Genomic DNA, 19,232 nt, shown 5'->3' on the forward strand with positions numbered 1-19,232 from the left:
CGTCAGGCGCGTCCGGCCGTCTTCTGGGTCTTGCGCGTGACCGAGTCGATCACCACGGTGGCCAGCAGCACCGCACCGGTGATCATGTACTGGATCGGCGTCGCGATGCCCTCCAGGGCCAGACCGTACTGGATCGAGACGATGACCATGACGCCGAGGAGGGCGTTCCAGGTCCGGCCCCGGCCGCCGAAGAGGCTGGTGCCGCCGATGACGGCCGCCGCGATCACGTTCATCAGCAGGTCGCCGGCGCCGGCGCTCTGGTTGGCGGCCGCGATCTTCGAGGCCCAGAACAGACCGCCGATGGCGGCGAAGGTGCTGGAGATCGCGAAGACCGTGATCCGGATCCGGGTGACGTTGATGCCCGCACGACGGGAGGCCTCGACGCTGCCACCCAGGGCGAAAACGTTTCGCCCGAAGGTCGTGCGGCGCAGCAGGAAGTCCGTGAGGATCAGGGCCAGCAGGAAGACCACCACCGCGAGCGGCAGGCCCTTGTACTGGTTGAACAGCACGGCGGGGCCGAAGGTGACCAGCGCGAGCAGACCCGTGCGCAGCAGGATCTCGCCGAGCGGCCGGGAGGGCATCCCGGCGGCGTCGCGGCGCCGTGCGTCGAGGAAGCAGGCGAGGAAGTAGCCCGCCACCGCGAGCGCGGCCAGCCCGTAGCCGACGGCCACGTCCGAGAAGAAGTACGTGGTCAGCTGGCCGACCACGCCGTCGGAGTCGATGTTGATCGTGCCGTTGCTGCCGAGGATCTGCAGCATCGCGCCGAGCCAGAAGAGCAGGCCCGACAGGGTGACCGCGAAGGCCGGGGCGCCGATCTTGGCGAAGAAGTAGCCGTGGATGCAGCCGATCAGGGCGCCGCCGGCCACGGCCGCCAGGATCGCCAGCCATTCGTTGATGCCGTGGGTGACGGCGAGGACGGCGACGATCGCGCCCGAGACACCACTGACCGAGCCGACCGAGAGGTCGATCTCGCCGAGCAGCAGCACGAAGATGATGCCGATGGCGATCATGCCGGTGCCGGTCATCGTGATCGCGATGTTGGTGAGGTTTTCCGGGGAGAGGAAGTTCGAGTTCAGCCCCTGGAAGATCGACCAGATGACGATCAGGCCGATGACGACCGGGAGGGAACCCAGGTCGCCGGCCTTCATCTTGCGCTTGAACTCGCCCACGTACCCGGCGAGGCCCTCCTCGCGGACGAGCAGGCGCGGGTCCACGGCCGGGATCGCGTCGTGAGCGGCCGCGGGATTGACCGGGTCGATGTGCTCCGGCTGGTCGACGGGGCCCTTGCCCAGTGGACCGGTGGCAGGGTTCTGGATGCTCACTTGCCGGCCTCCGAGGTGCGGGCCGCCCGGCGGGTCACGGCGTTGTCCGTGGCCCCGGTGATGGCGGAGATGATCTCTTCCTGCGAGGTGTCGGCGACATTGAAGACACCGTTGTTCCGGCCCAGCCGCAGGACCGCCACCTTGTCGGCGACGGCCTTCACATCGGCCATGTTGTGGCTGATGAGGATGACGGCGTGGCCGCGCTCGCGCAGCCGTTCCACCAGGTCGAGAACCTGTGCGGTCTGCTCGACGCCGAGGGCGGCGGTGGGCTCGTCGAGGATGACGAGCTGGGGCTCGCCCAGCATCGACCGGGCGATGGCCACGGTCTGGCGCTGGCCTCCGGAGAGCGAGGCGATGGGGATCCGGACGCTGGGGATCCGGATGGAGAGCGTGGTCAGCAGCTCACGGGCACGGCGCTCCATCTCCACCTCGTCCAGGACACCGCGGCGCTTGAGCTCACGGCCGAGGAAGAGGTTGCCGACGACATCGATGTTGTCGCACAGGGCGAGGTCCTGGTAGACCGTCGCGATGCCCAGGTTCTGGGCGTCATGGGGCTTGCCGATGGAGACCGGGCGGCCCTCCCACTCGATGACGCCTTCATCGATGGGGTGCACGCCGGCGATCGTCTTGACCAGCGTGGACTTGCCGGCGCCGTTGTCGCCGACGAGGGCGACCACTTCACCGGAGTGGATCTCGAGTTCTACGTCGGTCAGGGCCTGAACGGCGCCGAACCGCTTCGAGACCCCTCGCAACGCCAGCACGGGCGCAGCGGACACATGAACCATCTCCTTCGCCGCCTGACCGGCGGGGATGTCGTGCAAAAGAGCAGGAGCGGGGCGAATAAGGGAAATATGACTTAGGGGGAACGTTTCTGCCCGGCGCCCCGCGGGTGGCGGGGGAAGAAGGGGCGGGGCGCCGGGCAGGCACGGGGGGTCGCCTCGTGGGCGACGGGGGCCTTACTTCAGGCCGGCGGTGGCGCAGGCCGCCGCGTACTTGTCGGTGCAGATCTCGTCGACCGTGTAGACGCCGTCCTTGACGACGGTGTCCTTGATGTTGGCCTTGGTGAGCGAGACGACCGGGATCAGCACGGACGGAACACCCTTGGTGGTCGGGCTGTCGACCGTGGAGGTGGTGACGCCGGTGACCTTCTCGCCCTTGGCGAGGGCGACGGCCATCTTCGCCGCGGCCTCGGCCTCGGGGGCGTACGGCTTGTACACGCTCATGAACTGCTCGCCCGCGACGATGCGCTGCACACCGGCGAGTTCGGCGTCCTGGCCGGTGACCGGGGGCAGGGGGGACACGCCGGCGGCCTTGAGGGCGGTGATGATGCCGCCCGCCATGCCGTCGTTGGCGGAGTAGACGCCGATGACCTTGTCCTTGCCGAGCGCCGAGAGGGCGGCCGCCATGTTGGTGTTGGCGTTCTCCGGCTTCCACTCGACGGTGTCGTACTCCTTGCCGACGTTCACCTTGCCGTCGAGGACGGAGTGCGCGCCGGACTTGAAGAGCTTGGCGTTCGGGTCGGTGACCGAGCCGTTCATCATGACGACCTGGCCGTCCTTGGCCTTGTCGCCCAGCGCCTCGAGGAGCGCCTTGCCCTGGACCTTGCCGACCTCTTCGTTGTCGAAGGAGGTGTAGGCGTCGATCGGGCCCTCGGCCAGACGGTCGTAGGCGACGACCGGGATGCCGGCCTCCTTGGCCTTCTTGACCGAGCCGGCGATGGCCTTGGAGTCCACCGCGTCGACGATGAGGACGTTCACCTTGTTGGTGATCATCGTGTCGACCTGGGAGTTCTGGGTGGTCGCGTCCTGCTTGGCGTTGGCGTAGACGACCTCGCCCTTGCCGCCGGTCAGTTCCTTGACCGTCTTCTCGATGAGCGGCTTGTCGAACTTCTCGTAGCGCGCGGTCTGGTTCTCCGGGAGCAGGAGACCGACCTTGATGGCGTCGCCCGTGGCGGCTCCGGACTCCTTGGTCTTGTCGCCGGCCTCCTTGGCACTGCCACAGGCGGCAAGCGATACGGCCATGGCACCAGCGGCGACGGCTACGGCGACTCTGCGCATACGCGTGTTCATTACTTGAACCTCCCTGACGAGGCCGCAACACTGCGGCCGAGGTGGATGTGAGTCAACCCCGGCCGCAAGTTTGCCGTCAAGGAGTGAATCCTTAACGAGATGACAACGGTGCCATCCGTTATCTAACTGAAGACATGGCGGCTGGAGCTCGCACTCCACTTCCATGATCTGACAAAAGCGTCGAATCGCCCATCTCACTGAGCACAAGAGCGAGTGCGCCCAGTACCTCGGCCCGCCCGCCCAGAGACCCCGTCAGCACCGACAACTGGCGTGCGGCGCTCGGGATCGCGTACCTCCCCACTGATTCACGGATGGGAGCCAGTACGAGTTCACCCGCCTCCGCGAGCGAGCCGCCGAGGACCACCCGGCTCGGGTTCAGGAGGTTGCACAGACTGGCCACGCCGCTGCCGACGTGACGGCCCACGTCGGTGATGACGCGACGGCAGCCCGGGTCCCCCTCGCGGGCCAGTTCGACCACCCGCTCCATCGTCAACTCCGGTCCGTGGCTGCCCTGGAGCAGCGGAAGAACGTACCGGGCCGCGGCGAAGGTCTCCAGGCAGCCGCGGTTGCCGCAGCGGCAGACCGGGCCGGATTCGTCGAGGGTGATGTGCCCGATCTCGCCCGCGGTGCCGCCCGGGCCGCGGTAGATCTGACCGTTGATCACCAGCCCGGCGCCGACACCGCTGGCCACCTTGATGTAGGCGAGGTCCTTCACTCCCCGGCCGCTCCCCCATACGAGTTCACCGAGGGCCCCGAGGTTCGCGTCGTTGTCCACGTACACGGGCACGCCGAGGCGCCGCGAGAGCTCCTCACGGGGGTTGATCCCGGCCCAGCCCGGCAGGATCGCGGTCGAGCCGAGGGTCCCGGACTCCACGTCGATCGGGCCGGGGACGCCGAGGCCGACGCCGATGGCCTTGTCCAGGCTCACCCCGATGCCCGCGATCAACCGCCCGACCAGCGCTTCCGCCCGGTCGAAGCCCTCGACCCAGGAGGCGTCCACGTCCAGCGGCTCGGCCTCCTCGGCCAGTACCTGGTGGGCGAGGTTGCCGACCGCCACCCGCAGGTGGGTGTGGCCGAAGTCCACGCCGATCACGATGCCCGCGTCGCCGCTCAGCGACACGCTGCGGGCCCGCCGGCCGCCCGCCGAGGTGTCGGTGACCTCGACGGTCCCGCCCTCCTTGAGCTCACGGACGATGTTGGAGACCGTGGCCGCCGACAGTCCGGTGGTACGGGCGATCTCCGCCTGCGTCAGCGAACCCGCGAGCCGGACCGCTCGCACGACCCGTTCGAGATTCGCCCGATGCAGCGAGGACTGCGATCCGGGAGTCTGCACGACTCATCCACTCCTGCCCATAAGCGACGGCCAGCCGTCGCCCCCCGGCCGGGGGTACGGCGCTGCGCGCTCCGAGACCCCGACGTCTCTCCAACTTGTGAACCTTAAGTCGAGCCTTTGCGCATCCAGACGTCAAGAGGCTGACACAGCACCAAACCGTCACTATCGGCCACAAGAGGGAGAGAACGGTCGCCTAGATCGTGCTACGGTCGCTGAGGCGCCGGTCCTCTGCGGCCTTTCCGGCCGGACCGCGCCCCGTAATGACAGCGCTACGCGAGGAGGTGTTCGGGATGAGTCCCGATCGAAGTCCTTGCCGCGCTCTCGCTCTCGTCGGCTGATCTGCCGATCTGCTGATCAGCCGGCTTTTTGCCGCGTTTTCCGCGTACCCCTTTCCTTCCGCATGTCCTGATTCTTCTGTCAGGCATACGTCATCCATGCCCTCGGCGCATCCCGTGGCCCGTCCGCGGCACACTGCGCCGACCCATGATCACTCCACGTGACCGCTCGGCTTCGCGCTGCCCGGACACCGTGGAGGGAGGTATTCGTCATGACCATGCTCACCCCTCGTACCCCCACGAAGCTCGCACCGCCGGGCCGGTCCCGCCGCGAGCGCAAGGCCGCCGAGCTCGAGTCCCGTACCCGCCTCGTCGGCGAGCGCCTCGCCGGCCTCAGCGCCCGCCCGGGGACCCACGCCCTGCAGTCCGTGGACACCTCGCGCAACGGCCTCACCCACGCCGAGGCGGCGCTGCGCCTGGAGCGGCACGGCCACAACCTCGTCGCCCAGGAGCGCGCCCCGCTCTGGTTCGTCCAGCTGGGCAAGGCGTACTGGAACCCCTTCATCGGCGTCCTGGTCTTCCTGGCCGCCGTCATGTACTGGCAGGACCCCGCGGATCCGGGCGTCATCATCCTCTCCGTGATGGTGGGGATCAGCGGGCTGCTGCGCTTCTGGCAGGAGTACCGCTCGGGCCGCGCCGCCGACGCGCTGAAGAAGCTCGTCACCACCACCTGCGCGGTGCAGCGCCGGGCCGGCAGCGGCTCCGGGCCCACCATCTTCGAGGTGCCCATGGACCAGGTGGTCCCGGGCGACGTGGTCAAGCTGGCCGCCGGTGACCTGATCCCGGCCGACCTGCGGCTGATCACCTCCAAGGACCTGATGGTCGGCCAGGCCGCGCTCTCCGGCGAGTCCCTGCCGGTCGCCAAGGCCGACACGCGAACGGAAGACCTCGGCCAGCAAGAGACCACCGACCCGGTGGAGGCCGACAACCTGTGCCTGATGGGGACCTCGGTCACCTCCGGCACCGCCACCGGAGTCGTCGTCGCCACCGGTGCCGACACCTACTTCGGCTCGATGGCCGGCTCGCTGGTCGGCGAGCGCCCGCAGACCAACTTCGACAACGGCGTGCGCAAGGTCAGCTTCCTGCTGATCCGCTTCATGCTGGTCATGGTCCCGGTGGTCTTCATGATCAACGGGTTCACCAAGGGCGACTGGAACGAGGCTTTCCTCTTCGGTATCGCCGTCGCGGTCGGCCTGACCCCCGAGATGCTGCCGATGGTGGTCTCCGCCAACCTGGCGCGCGGCGCGCTCGCCATGTCCAAGCGCAAGGTCGTCGTCAAGCGGCTGAACGCCATCCAGAACCTGGGCGCCATGGACGTGCTCTGCACGGACAAGACCGGCACCCTCACCGAGGACCGGATCGTCCTGGACCGCTACCTGGACGTGCACGGCAACGAGGACAACGAGGTGCTGGAGTACGGCTACCTCAACTCGCACTTCCAGACCGGTCTGAAGAACCTGATGGACCAGGCGGTCATCGACCGCGTCAACGAGGCCGAGGAGGTTGTCGTCGACGCACGGTTCTCGATGGTCGACGAGATCCCCTTCGACTTCGCCCGGCGCCGGATGTCCGTGGTCCTCAACCGGAACAGCATCGTGGGCGACCCCGGGCGCTCCGAACACATCATGATCACCAAGGGTGCGGTCGAGGAGGTCCTGGACCTCTGCACGCACATGACGGACCGCGGCGAGAAGACCGAGCTGACCGAGCAGCTGCGGTGGCACGTCACCCGCATCGCCGAGGACAACAACCGCAAGGGCCTGCGGGTACTGGCCGTCGCCACCCGCTCGATCGGCACGCCGCGCGACACCTACACGGTCGCCGACGAGGACGGGCTGACGCTGATCGGCTTCCTCGCCTTCCTCGACCCGCCGAAGGCCGACGCCGCCCGGGCCCTCCAGGGCCTGGCCGACAAGGGCATCGCGGTCAAGGTCGTCACGGGCGACAACGACCTCGTGGCCGCCCGGGTCTGCGCCGATGTCGGCATCGACGTGGGCCAGGTGGTGCTCGGCTCCGAGATCGACGGCCTCGACGAGCCGGCGCTGCGCGCGCTGGCCGCCCGTACGGCCGTCTTCGCCAAGGTCAACCCGGTCCAGAAGGCCCGCATCGTGCGGGCCCTGCAGGCCGACGGACACACCGTCGGGTTCCTCGGCGACGGCATCAACGACGCGGCCGCGCTGCGCGACGCCGACGTCGGCATCTCGGTCGACACCGCCGTCGACATCGCCAAGGAGTCGGCGGACATCATCCTGCTGGAGAAGGACCTGACCGTCCTGGAGCAGGGCGTGGTCCAGGGCCGGACCACCTTCGGCAACACGATCAAGTACATCAAGATGACGGCGTCGTCGAACTTCGGCAATGTCTTCTCGGTGCTGGTGGCGAGCGCCTTCATCCCCTTCCAGCCGATGCTGCCGATCATGCTGCTGATGCAGAACCTGGTCTACGACGTCGCGCAGCTGGCGACCCCCTGGGACCGGATGGACAAGGAGTACCTGCGCAAGCCCCGTAACTGGGACGCCAAGGGCATCTTCCGTTTCATGGTCACCATCGGGCCCGTCAGCTCCATCTTCGACATCTCGATGTTCCTGATCATGTGGAACGTCTTCGCCGCCAACACCGAGGCGACCCAGTCGCTCTTCCAGTCCGGCTGGTTCATCGAGGGCCTGCTCTCGCAGACCCTGATCGTCCACATGATCCGTACCCGGAAGATCCCCTTCATCCAGTCCCGCGCCTCCTGGCCGGTGATGGTGATGACGATCCTCGCGGTGCTGACCGGCCTCTACCTGCCGTTCTCCCCGCTGGCCGACTCGCTGGGCTTCGTGGCTCTGCCGGCGGGCTACTTCCCGTGGCTGATCGGCGTGCTGCTCGCGTACTGCACCCTCACCCAGCTCGTGAAGACCTGGTACATCCGCAAGTTCAACACCTGGCTCTAGGCCAGCCCGCACCACGAGACACGAGAAGGGAGAGGCCGATGCAGCTCACCGAATGGGAGATGGCCGCGCACTCCCCCAGACTCCGTCCGGGGGACCCCCAGCCCGCCGCGCTCGGGCTCGGAGCCGTCATCGGCCTCGAACGGCAGTGGCGGGCCCGCCTCGCGGGACTGCGTACGAACGCCCTGGTGGCGGGCGGGGCGGCGCTGTTCGTGCCGTGGGGTGCCTGGCGGGCGTGGGCCTGTTCCGGCTGGGCGCCCGGGGCACCGTGGGCGTGGTGGGGGCCAACCTCCTGCTGCGCCCGCTGGGCCGGCGGCTGGGGAGCGTCCGCAACGTAGCGCCGGCCGCCCGAAGGGCGGGCCTGGCGGCGTCTGGTGCGTGCGATTGCAAGGCGGAGGAGGGAGTCCATGCGGAGCATCGACGACCGCCGACAACGCGGCAAGCGTGCGTGCCAGACGCCGCCAGGCAGGCGGGACGTTGCGGACGCTCCCCAGAACCGCGAACCGCGCGGCGGCGCCGAGGTCGCCACCGACTACCACTTCGAGGCGGTGTGCCTGGAGACGGAGGCGGCCCACATCCGCCACCGGCTGGTGGACGCGCTGGCCCGGCCGGGTGACGGTGTCCGCGCTGCTGACCGCCGAGGGCGAGGAGGGCAAGGCGCTCGAGGATGCCGTCAGCAACTCTCGCTCGACCCTCCCCCAGCCTTCGGCCGGGGGGACCCCCACGGTCTCGGCGGTCAGCTGGTCGGTCGTACCGGATCCGGCCGCCTGAGCCGGTCCGGCCGCCCGGTCTGCGCTACTTCAGGGTGGCGGAGGTCAGGCCGGCCTGGATCTGGCGCTGGAAGGAGAGGTAGACCGCCAGCATCGGGATGATCGCGATGGTGGCTCCGGCGAACAGCACCGGCAGGTCGGTCTCGTAGCCCATCTGGTACTGGAGCTGGACGAGCCCCTGCGTGAGCATGTAGCGCTCGGGCTCGCCGCTCGTCTGGGGCTGCATCAGCACCGCGGGCAGGATGTACTGGTTCCACTGGCCCAGGACGTTGAAGATCCCGACGCTGATCAGGCCGGGCTTGGCCATCGGCAGCATCACCTGGAAGAAGATCCGGGTGTCGGAGGCCCCGTCGATCACCGCCGCCTCGTAGATCGCCGTGGGCAGCGTCCTGAAGAAGGAGTGCATGAAGAAGACGGTGAACGGCATCGAGTAGGCGATGTACACCAGGATCAGACCCTGGTAGGTGTTCAGCATGTCGAAGCGCTTGACCATGAAGAACAGCGGCACGAGCGCCAGGAACACCGGGAACATCGCCCCGCTGACGAAGAAGTAGTAGATGATCCGGTTGCCCGTGAAGGGGTAGCGGGCCAGTACGTACGCGGCCATCGAGCCGAACAGCATGGTCAGCGGCACCGAGAACACCAGCACGATGAACGTGTTGGCGAAGTAGCCGCCGATGCCCTTCTCCCAGGCGCGGCCGAAGGCGTCGAAGTGCCAGTTCGCGGGCCAGCTGAGGGCCGATCCGCCGATCTGCGCGTCGGTCTTGAAGGCGCCGAGGGCGAGCCAGATCAGCGGCAGCACGATCATTATCGCCCAGAGGACGAGGAACCCGTGCGAGAAGACGTTGAGGACCACGCCCTCGGAGCGCTTCTTGTCCCGCTCCCCCGTCCGGCCGGCTTTCCCGGACTGCTCCGCGGCTTTTTCGCCCGGAGCCTTGATCACTGTGGTCATGATGGTCTCCCGCTCAGAACTCGATGCGCTCGCGGCGGGTGGCGCGCAGCGTGATGAGGGACAGGATCATGGTCAGGACGAGCATGACCACGCCCATGGCGCAGGCGTAGCCGCTCTTGCCGAAGTACAGGAAGTTGCGCATCAGCACCGTCGACATGACCTCGCTGTGGTGGTCGGGTCCGCCGCCGAACTGGCCCGAGGTCATGGTCGACACGAGGACGAACATGTCCATCGCGGCGATGCCCAGGTAGACCGCGGAGGTCTGCACAGAGTCCCACAGCAGGGGCAGGGTGACCCTGAAGAAGGTCTGGGCGCGTCCGGCGCCGTCGAGCAGCGCGGCCTCGTAGATGTCCTTGGGCACGGACTGCATGGCCGCGGAGAACAGGACGAGGTAGAAGCCGACCCCGTGCCAGACGACGACGAACAGCAGGCACCAGAGGACGAAGTTCGGCTCGTTGAGCCATTCGACCGGGTGCTCCGGGGAGATCAGGCCCATCTTGGTGAGGAAGCCGTTGAGCAGGCCGCCCTCGTCACTGCGGTAGATCGCGCCGAAGAGCACGGCGAGGATGGCGAGGGAGAGGACCTGCGGAAAGAAGTAGACGATCTTGTAGACGCGCGATCCGCCGACTCCCTGGACCCCGCCGGCTCCGCCACGCCCTCCCGCGTTCACCATGAAGGCGAAGAAGAGGGCGAGCAGGATGGTGATCACCGGGACGAACACCACGAGCAGCAGGTTGTGCCAGAGCGCGCCGCGGAAGACCTCGTCCTCCAGCAGGGCCGAGTAGTTCTCCAGCCCGACGAAGTCGAACGTCGGTGACTGCCCGGTCCAGTTGGTGAAGGAGTAGCCGAACGTCTGTACGTACGGCCAGATGACGAAGGTCAGGTACAGCGCGAGGGGTGCGATGAGGAAGGAGGCGATGAAGCCGCCCTTCCGTCTCCCCTGGGCTACGTGGCTCATGGTGTCCGTCCCTGCGGTGGTCAGCTGCGCTTGTTGTTCTTGGCGTTCGGGTCCTTGGCCGCCTTGTCTACCGCAGCCTGGGCCCGCTTGATCCACTCCTTTGGCTGGATCCGCTGGGCCATCAGCTCATTGGACGCGTTCTGGATCTCGTTGTCCATCTCGCTGTACCAGTCGGGGTAGCGGTAGCTGAAGGTGTTGCTGCCCGCGGCCTTGAGCGCCTCGACGGCCGACTGGGTACCGGGCCGCAGCTTGACGCTCGGGTCCACTCCGTCCTTGACCACGGTGAGCGAGTTGGCCTGCTGGGCGAAGATCGTCGACCACTCGCGGGACATCATCGAGCGGAGGAACTCCATGGCCCCCGCCTTGTTGGCGGCCTTCTCCGGGACGATGAAGGGCTCGTCGACGCCGGCCCGGATGGCCTCGAAGGGCAGCTTGCTGTCCGCGAGCAGCGGCATCGGCAGGAACTTCATGTCGAAGTCCTCCGGGGTCTGCTTCAGCTGCTCGTTCTCCAGCCAGGATCCGGAGGGGATGAAGGCCGCCTTGTACTGGTTCCACGCGGTCTGGGACTCCGTGTGGGTCAGGCCGTTGGTGCCCGGCATCAGCAGGCCCTTTTCGACCACCTCGTAGACCGCCTCGACGGCGGCCAGGGCGGCCGGGTTGCCCTCGAAGGCGTTCGGCTCCAGGTTGTCGATCGCCTTCATCGCGTCCAGGCCGCCCTTCTTGGCGATCAGGTCCATGATGACGACGTTGATGTAGTACGGGTACTTGCCCTGGTGGGCGAGGCCGCCGATGCCCGCTTCCTTGGCCTTCGCACAGACGGCCAGGAACTCGTCCCACGTCTTGGGCGGCGTCCAGCCCTTCTCCTTGAACAGCTTGCCGGAATACCAGAAGCCGAAGACGGCGTACACGTACTTCAGGACGACGAACTTGCCGCCCTGGAGCCCCTGTTCGTAGGCGCCGTCGACCAGGGTGTCGCGCACCTTCTTGGTCGGGTCGTCGAGCGAGGGCGAGTCGAGCACGGCGGTGAGGTCGGCCAGCTGGCCGGCCTTGGCGAGTACGTCCAGCTTGATCTGCTGGGCGCCGGAGTCGTCGACGACGTCCGGCGGGTTGCCGCCGTTGAGGCGCGGCTGGAGCTTGGCGGTGATCTCCTGGGTGCCCATGTGGGAGCTGGTCGTGCCCCACTTCTTGTCGAAGGCGGCCTCCCAGGCCTTCGCGTAGTCGTCGCCGAAGCCGCCCTTGAAGACCATGACGTCGAGCTTGCCGCCCTTGGCGACGCCGAACGGGTTCTCCTTGGTCACCGGCGCCTTGTCCGGGCCCTTCGTGGATTCGTCGCCGCCGGAGGCGCAGGCGGACAGGAAGCTCATCGTCGGCACCGTGATAAGCCCGAGTGCGGCGGAGCGCTTGATCAGATCGCGGCGTCCGAGGTCCTCACCAGTGGATCCCATGCTCATGTCCTCGCCTTCGTCAGAAGTGTGAAGGAGGCCGGAAAGTCACGGCGGTTGCCGTGCATGCGGACATCTCCGCAGGTCCCCGCCCATCCCCCGGGTCCGGGCCGCTCGTCTCGCGGTGATCCGGACGGGCACAGGTATAGTCCACTTCCGCTCGTGTGAGCAAGATCATGCACACGTATGGCGGCCAGCTTTTCCGAGTTGAGACCTGGCCGTCACCTCCGCCGGCCGCCGAAAAAGCGGAAGGGCCGTACCCCCTTAACGGGGATACGGCCCTTTGGTGCCGATACCGTGCTTAGCCGCGGATGAGGTTGCGGAGCACGTACTGCATGATGCCGCCGTTGCGGTAGTAGTCCGCCTCACCCGGCGTGTCGATGCGGACGACCGCGTCGAACTCCACGCCCGTGTCGGTGGTGACCTTGACGGTGCGCGGGGTGGTGCCGTTGTTCAGCTCCTCCACACCGGTGAAGGAGAAGGACTCCTCGCCGGTGAGGCCCAGGGAGGCCGCCGTGGCGCCCTCGGGGAACTGCAGGGGCAGGACGCCCATGCCGATCAGGTTGGAGCGGTGGATGCGCTCGTAGGACTCGGCGATGACGGCCTTCACACCGAGCAGCGCGGTGCCCTTGGCCGCCCAGTCGCGGGAGGAGCCGGAGCCGTACTCCTTGCCCGCCAGGATGACCAGCGGGATGCCGGCAGCCTGGTAGTTCTGCGAGGCGTCGTAGATGAACGCGACCGGCGCGCCCTCGACGGTGAAGTCGCGGGTGAAGCCGCCCTCGGTGCCCGGCGCGATCTGGTTGCGCAGGCGGATGTTGGCGAACGTACCGCGGATCATGACCTCGTGGTTGCCGCGGCGGGAACCGTACGAGTTGAAGTCGCGGCGCTCGACGCCGTGCTCCGTGAGGTACTTGCCGGCCGGGGTGTCGGCCTTGATCGCACCGGCCGGGGAGATGTGGTCGGTGGTGACCGAGTCGCCCAGCTTCGCCAGCACGCGGGCGCCGGCGATGTCGGAGACCGGGGTGGTCTCCATCGTCATGCCCTCGAAGTAAGGGGGCTTGCGGACGTAGGTGGACTGCGGGTCCCACTCGAAGGTGTTGCCGGTCGGGATCGACAGCGCCTGCCACTGGGCGTCGCCCGCGAAGACGTCCTGGTAGGACTTGCTGAACATGTCCTCGCCGATGGCGTTCGCCACGACGTCGTTGACCTCGGCCTCGGAGGGCCAGATGTCCTTGAGGAAGACCGGCTTGCCCTCGGTGTCGATGCCGATGGCGTCCTTGGTGACGTCCACCTTCATGGAGCCCGCGATGGCGTACGCGACGACCAGCGGCGGGGAGGCCAGGTAGTTCATCTTGACGTCGGGGTTGATCCGGCCCTCGAAGTTGCGGTTGCCGGAGAGCACCGAGGTGACCGCGAGGTCGTGCTCGTTGATCGCCTTCGAGATCTCCTCGTCCAGCGGACCGGAGTTGCCGATGCAGGTGGTGCAGCCGTACCCGACGAGGTTGAAGCCCATCTTGTCGAGGTACGGGGTCAGGCCGGCCTTGTCGAAGTAGTCGGTGACGACCTTCGAGCCCGGGGCCAGGGTGGTCTTGACCCACGGCTTGCGGGACAGGCCCTTCTCGACCGCCTTCTTGGCCACGAGCGCCGCGGCGACCATGACGTAGGGGTTCGAGGTGTTGGTGCAGGAGGTGATCGCGGCGACGGTGACGGCGCCGTGGTCGATCTCGAAGGAGGTGCCGTCGGCCAGGGTGACCAGGGTCGGGCGGGTCGGCACGCCGTCGACGGTGGCCGGGGAGTCGGAGGCCGGGAAGGACTCCTTGCCCGCCTCGTCGTCGTCCTCGACGTAGTTGCGCACGTCCAGGGCGAACTGCTGCGAGGCGTTGGCCAGGACGATGCGGTCCTGCGGGCGCTTCGGGCCGGCGATGGAGGGAACGACCGTGGAGAGGTCGAGCTCCAGCTTCTCGGAGAAGTCAGGCTCGGCGGCCGGGTCCAGCCACAGGCCCTGCTCCTTGGCGTACGCCTCGACGAGCGCGACCTGCTGGGCGTCGCGGCCGGTCAGACGCAGGTACTTCAGCGTCTCGTCGTCGATCGGGAAGATAGCGGCCGTCGAGCCGAACTCCGGCGACATGTTGCCGATGGTGGCGCGGTTCGCGAGGGAGGTGGCGGCGACGCCCTCACCGTAGAACTCGACGAACTTGCCGACGACGCCGTGCTTGCGCAGCATCTCGGTGATGGTCAGCACCAGGTCGGTGGCGGTGGTGCCGGTGGGCAGCTCGCCGGTCAGCTTGAAGCCCACGACGCGCGGGATCAGCATGGAGACCGGCTGGCCGAGCATCGCGGCCTCGGCCTCGATGCCGCCGACGCCCCAGCCCAGCACGCCCAGGCCGTTGACCATGGTGGTGTGCGAGTCGGTGCCGACGAGGGTGTCGGGGTACGCCTGGCCGTTACGGACCATGACCGTGCGGGCCAGGTGCTCGATGTTGACCTGGTGGACGATGCCGGTGCCCGGGGGGACGACCTTGAAGTCGTCGAAGGCGGTCTGGCCCCAGCGCAGGAACTGGTAGCGCTCCTTGTTGCGGCCGTACTCCAGCTCGACGTTCTGCGCGAAGGCGTCCTTCGTGCCGAACTTGTCGGCGATGACCGAGTGGTCGATGACCATCTCGGCGGGCGAGAGCGGGTTGATCTTCGCCGGGTCGCCGCCGAGGGCCTTCACGGCCTCGCGCATGGTGGCGAGGTCCACGACGCAGGGGACGCCGGTGAAGTCCTGCATGATCACGCGAGCCGGCGTGAACTGGATTTCCTCGCTGGGCTGGGCCTGCGAGTCCCAGTTGCCGAGCGACCGGATGTGGTCGGCGGTGATGTTCGCGCCGTCCTCGGTACGGAGCAGGTTCTCCAGCAGCACCTTCAGGCTGTAGGGCAGGCGGGCCGAGCCCTCAACCTTGTCCAGCCGGAAGATCTCGTACGACTCGTCGCCCACCTGCAGCGTGCTGCGGGCGTCGAAGCTGTTCGCCGACACGACAGTCTCCTTCATGCATGAATTTCGCGCGTATGACCGCATCCTGCCGCCACGCCCCTTGGCCAATCCGCTAAGGTAAGACTAAGTTAGGTAACCCTTACCAGCGGGGGCGGCTGCGGTACGCCTTCGGCAGATATCTCGATGTCGAGATAACTCTAGTACATGTCCGGGCGCGGGGACGAGGCGCGCACCTGTGGCGCGGCCCCGGCACGCCCGGATCGGGCGGGTATCGGGCAGAGACCGGCGGGTGGGGCGACGCCGGGCGGCCCGGCCCCAGTCGAGCGCCCCGGCCCCGGCGGACACGCGACGGCCGGAGCAGTTGAGGGACCGAGTAGGACAGACGCGCCCAAATGGGACGCCACGGGACCCCTCGATCAACTCGTCGAGCAGGACACACCCGCCTGCCCCACCATGGGACCTGACGGTCGGTAACACCCGTTCGGCCTACCCCGCGCGATCAACATCTCATATCTGAGATACGGTGCAGCCATGGCAGACGACTACCTCGTACGCATCGGCAAGCTCATCCGTGACGCCCGGCAGCACCGGGGCTGGACACAGAGTCAGCTCGCCGACGCACTCGGCACCAGCCAGAGCGCCGTGAACCGGATCGAGCGCGGCAACCAGAACATCAGCCTTGAGATGATCGCCCGCATCGGCGAGGCGCTCGACAGTGAAATCGTCTCTCTCGGCTACGCCGGTCCGATGCACCTGCGCGTCGTCGGCGGCCGTCGGCTGTCCGGTGCCATCGACGTCAAGACGAGCAAGAACGCCTGTGTCGCCCTGCTGTGCGCCTCGTTGCTCAACAAGGGCCGTACGGTGCTGAGGCGGGTCGCCCGCATCGAGGAGGTCTACCGCCTGCTCGAGGTACTGAACTCCATCGGTGTCCGCACCCGCTGGATCAACGACGGCGTGGACCTGGAGCTGATCCCGCCGGCCCGCCTCGACATGGAGGCCATGGACGCGGATGCGGCCCGCCGGACCCGGAGCATCATCATGTTCCTGGGCCCCCTGCTGCACCGCATGGACCAGTTCCGCCTCCCGTACGCCGGCGGCTGCGACCTCGGCACCCGCACCATCGAGCCGCACATGATCGCCCTGCGCCGCTTCGGCCTGGACATCACCGCGACCGAGGGCATCTACCACGCGCGGGTCGCGACCGGGGTCTCCCCCGACCGCCCGATCGTGCTGACCGAACGCGGGGACACGGTCACCGAGAACGCCCTCCTGGCCGCCGCCCGGCACGACGGCGTCACGGTCATCCGCAACGCCTCCTCCAACTACATGGTCCAGGACCTGTGCTTCTTCCTGGAGGCGCTGGGCGTCAAGGTCGAGGGCATCGGCACCACGACCCTCACCGTCCACGGCATCCCGCACATCGACGTGGACGTGGACTACTCCCCCTCCGAGGACCCGGTCGAGGCGATGAGCCTGCTCGCCGCCGCGGTGGTCACGGAGTCGGAGCTGACCATCCGCCGGGTCCCGATCGAGTTCATGGAGATCGAGCTCGCGGTCTTGGAGGAGATGGGCCTGGACCACGACCGCTCGGCGGAGTACACCGCCGACAACGGCCGCACCCGGCTGGTCGACCTCACGGTCCGCCCCTCCAAGCTCGAAGCCCCGATCGACAAGATCCACCCGATGCCGTTCCCCGGGCTGAACATCGACAACGTCCCGTTCTTCGCGGCCATCGCCGCCGTCGCCCAGGGCCAGACCCTGATCCACGACTGGGTCTACGACAACCGCGCCATCTACCTGACCGACCTCAACCGCCTCGGCGGCCGCCTCCAGCTCCTGGACCCGCACCGCGTCCTGGTCGAGGGCCCCACCCGCTGGCGCGCGGCGGAGATGATGTGCCCGCCGGCGCTGCGCCCGGCGGTGGTGGTCCTCCTCGCGATGATGGCGGCGGAGGGCACCTCGGTGCTCCGCAACGTCTACGTCATCAACCGCGGCTACGAGGAACTGGCCGAGCGCCTCAACTCGGTGGGCGCCCAGATCGAGATCTTCAGGGACATCTAGGTACTGTTCCACGCCTGGAGCGCCGGGATCGGCAAGGGGAGCGGCGTTCGCTCGGACCTCACCGCTCGGTGGCGGCCGCGGCGAGGGCGGCCTCGACCGCGGCCGGCCGGGCGGGGTCGGGGCGGGTGCCGTTCCGGCGGAGTTCGGTGACGTAGCGCAGCGCCTCTTCCAGCGGGGAGCGGACGGGGGGGGCGGCCGAGAGCCGGGCCGTCCGGTCGGCCAGTTCGGCGGCTGCGGCGCGGGTGCGCTCCGCCAGTGCGGGGAGCTCGCCGTTCGCCGCCGCGCGTTGGGCCGGCCCGATCGAGGTCGGGTGTGCCGGCGTCGCCGAGGCCGGGCACCGGGTACGTGGGCCCGAGTATCCCCATCACGCACCAGGGGGTCCACGTAGCGCTCCAGCACCCCGTTCAGCATCCCCCACGCGTCTTCCGCGCCGAAGCGGTAGCCGAGCTCGTGGCACAGGGTCGCGGGGTTGAAGTCCTGCGCGGCGATGTAGGTGATCTTCCCAGGGCTGGTGCCGCCGCTGGAGGCCGGCTCGTCGATGACGACGACCTCGGCGCAGCCGATCGGGCGGCCCCATACGGCAAGTGACCCATCGTCGGTATTCGGCCTGATCAGGCGCGGATCCTGACCGCCGGAGCGCGCGGACCGGCAGAATCGGACCGTTGGTCACGAAACGAGGGGGCGTCATGGCGGTCGGGGCGAAGACGGGTGTCGGTACCGAGGTCCCCGCTCTCGCGGGGGTGCCGTTGCTGGGGTCGCTCTTCGAGCTCAAGTCGGACTCCCTCGGCACCTATCTGCGGGCCAGACAGCAGCACGGGGACGTCGTACGGATCACCGCCGGACCGCCCGGGCTGCGCGTCGAGCTGTACTGCGTGTTCTCCGCGGAGGGCGCGCAGCAGGTGCTCGCCTCGGAGTCGGCCAACTTCCGCAAGGACAACCCCTTCTACCAGGAGATCCGGGACTCCTTCGGCAACGGTCTGCTGACCAGCCAGGACGAGGACTACCTGCGCCAGCGCCGGCTGGTCCAGCCGCTGTTCACCCGGCGCCGGGTGGACGGGTACGCGGGGGCCGTCGCCGCCGAGACCGAAGCGGTCGTCGCCTCCTGGGAGCAGGCCCCGGACGGCGTCGTCGACGTCGCCGACCAGATGATGCACCTGGCGCTGCGCGCGGTCGCCCGGATCCTGTTCGGCACCGACGTGGAGGCCACCGTCGACGTCGTGGACCGGTGTTTTCCGGTCATCACGGAATACGTGCTGCGCCGCGGCTACTCCCCCGCCAACTTCCCGCGCAGCTGGCCGACCCCGGCCAACAAGCGGGCGGCCGCCGCGTTGGACGAGCTCTACGCGGTCTGCGACAAGATCATCGGCGAGCGGCGCTCCGCCCCCGCGGACAGCCCCGGCGAGGACCTGCTGACGCTGCTCGCCGCCGCCAAGAGCTCGGACGACGGGGAGTTCGACGCCTCCGAACTGCGCGACCAGGTGCTGATCTTCCTGCTCGCCGGGCACGAGACGACCGCCACCTCCCTCGCCTTCGCCCTGCACCTGCTGGCCCGTCACCCCGAGGAGCAGAAGCGGGCGCGCGAGGAGATCAGGCGGGTCCTGGGCGACCGTACGCCCGAGGCCGCCGACCTGGACCGGCTCCCGTACCTCACCCAGGTCCTGAAGGAGACGATGCGGCTCTACCCGGCCGCCCCGGTCATCGGCCGCAACGCCGTCGCCGCCACCGAGGTCGACGGGCACACCATCCCCGCGGGCGCGAACGTGATCCTGGCGCCGTGGGTGACGCACCGCCATCCGCTCCACTGGCCGGACCCGGACCGCTTCGACCCGGAGCGGTTCACCCCGGAGGCGGAGGCCGGCCGGCCGCGCTACGCGTGGTTCCCCTTCGGAGGCGGCCCGCGCGCGTGCATCGGGCAGCACTTCTCGATGCTGGAATCGGTGATCGCACTGGCGGTGACCCTGCGGGCGTACGAGTTCGAGGCCGTGGACACCGAGATCCCGGTCAGCGCCGGCATCACCCTGCAGACGGACGGTCCGGCGCGCTGCCGGGTACGTCGCCTGGACCGTTAGCGGGGGCCATCGGCCAT

At 68.4% G+C, this 19,232-nt stretch carries 13 protein-coding genes; 5 read left to right on the forward strand and 8 right to left on the reverse strand.

Going from position 1 to position 19,232, the window contains the following annotated elements; all coding sequences use genetic code 11:
- Positions 1-2: 2 nt before the first annotated feature.
- The 4 genes from JIW86_RS11845 to JIW86_RS11860 all read right to left on the reverse strand — a co-directional run bounded on the left by JIW86_RS11845 (position 3) and on the right by JIW86_RS11860 (position 4,724).
- Positions 3-1,292 carry a sugar ABC transporter permease gene (locus tag JIW86_RS11845; protein WP_215144593.1) on the reverse strand — a complete coding sequence of 430 codons (1,290 nt, stop codon included), beginning with the start codon at positions 1,290-1,292 and terminating at the stop codon, positions 3-5.
- A gap of 26 nt (positions 1,293-1,318) precedes the next feature.
- Complete coding sequence (locus JIW86_RS11850) at positions 1,319-2,107, reverse strand: ATP-binding cassette domain-containing protein (RefSeq protein ID WP_215144586.1); 789 nt, start codon at positions 2,105-2,107, stop codon at positions 1,319-1,321.
- 171 nt (positions 2,108-2,278) lie between these two features.
- Positions 2,279-3,391 (reverse strand): sugar ABC transporter substrate-binding protein, encoded by a 1,113-nt coding sequence (locus tag JIW86_RS11855; protein ID WP_257553721.1) that lies wholly within the window; start codon positions 3,389-3,391, stop codon positions 2,279-2,281.
- A gap of 118 nt (positions 3,392-3,509) precedes the next feature.
- Positions 3,510-4,724 carry an ROK family transcriptional regulator gene (locus tag JIW86_RS11860; protein ID WP_215144584.1) on the reverse strand — a complete coding sequence of 405 codons (1,215 nt, stop codon included), beginning with the start codon at positions 4,722-4,724 and terminating at the stop codon, positions 3,510-3,512.
- Between the two features lie 547 nt (positions 4,725-5,271).
- On the opposite strand from JIW86_RS11860, the gene mgtA reads away from it, so the two are divergent.
- The 3 genes from mgtA (at position 5,272) to JIW86_RS11875 (ending at position 8,760) form a co-directional block, all read left to right on the forward strand.
- Complete coding sequence (mgtA, locus tag JIW86_RS11865; protein WP_257553722.1) at positions 5,272-7,992, forward strand: magnesium-translocating P-type ATPase; 2,721 nt, start codon at positions 5,272-5,274, stop codon at positions 7,990-7,992.
- Positions 7,993-8,030: 38 nt separating this feature from the next.
- Positions 8,031-8,327 carry an MgtC/SapB family protein gene (locus JIW86_RS11870; RefSeq protein WP_257553723.1) on the forward strand — a complete coding sequence of 99 codons (297 nt, stop codon included), beginning with the start codon at positions 8,031-8,033 and terminating at the stop codon, positions 8,325-8,327.
- Between the two features lie 274 nt (positions 8,328-8,601).
- Complete coding sequence (locus JIW86_RS11875) at positions 8,602-8,760, forward strand: hypothetical protein (protein WP_257553724.1); 159 nt, start codon at positions 8,602-8,604, stop codon at positions 8,758-8,760.
- A 24-nt stretch (positions 8,761-8,784) separates the two neighbouring features.
- Here the strand turns inward: JIW86_RS11875 and JIW86_RS11880 are convergent, their stop codons facing one another.
- The 4 genes from JIW86_RS11880 to acnA all read right to left on the reverse strand — a co-directional run bounded on the left by JIW86_RS11880 (position 8,785) and on the right by acnA (position 15,127).
- Entirely contained in the window at positions 8,785-9,711 is a 927-nt protein-coding gene (locus JIW86_RS11880; protein WP_257553725.1) for a carbohydrate ABC transporter permease, read from the reverse strand.
- 13 nt (positions 9,712-9,724) lie between these two features.
- Positions 9,725-10,669 (reverse strand): carbohydrate ABC transporter permease, encoded by a 945-nt coding sequence (locus JIW86_RS11885; RefSeq protein WP_257553726.1) that lies wholly within the window; start codon positions 10,667-10,669, stop codon positions 9,725-9,727.
- A 20-nt stretch (positions 10,670-10,689) separates the two neighbouring features.
- Positions 10,690-12,114, reverse strand: coding sequence for an N-acetylglucosamine/diacetylchitobiose ABC transporter substrate-binding protein (ngcE, locus tag JIW86_RS11890; protein ID WP_416237552.1), 1,425 nt, complete (start codon positions 12,112-12,114; stop codon positions 10,690-10,692).
- 298 nt (positions 12,115-12,412) lie between these two features.
- Positions 12,413-15,127, reverse strand: a complete 2,715-nt coding sequence (gene acnA / locus JIW86_RS11895) for an aconitate hydratase AcnA (RefSeq protein WP_322975516.1) — start codon at positions 15,125-15,127, stop codon at positions 12,413-12,415.
- A gap of 489 nt (positions 15,128-15,616) precedes the next feature.
- Between acnA and JIW86_RS11900 the strand changes: the two genes are divergently transcribed.
- Positions 15,617-17,146, forward strand: coding sequence for a helix-turn-helix domain-containing protein (locus JIW86_RS11900; RefSeq protein ID WP_215144574.1), 1,530 nt, complete (start codon positions 15,617-15,619; stop codon positions 17,144-17,146).
- A gap of 686 nt (positions 17,147-17,832) precedes the next feature.
- Complete coding sequence (locus tag JIW86_RS11905; protein WP_257559295.1) at positions 17,833-19,215, forward strand: cytochrome P450; 1,383 nt, start codon at positions 17,833-17,835, stop codon at positions 19,213-19,215.
- Positions 19,216-19,232: the final 17 nt, after the last annotated feature.

The sequence above is a fragment of the Streptomyces sp. NBC_00162 genome (assembly GCF_024611995.1).
GTDB lineage: Bacteria > Actinomycetota > Actinomycetes > Streptomycetales > Streptomycetaceae > Streptomyces.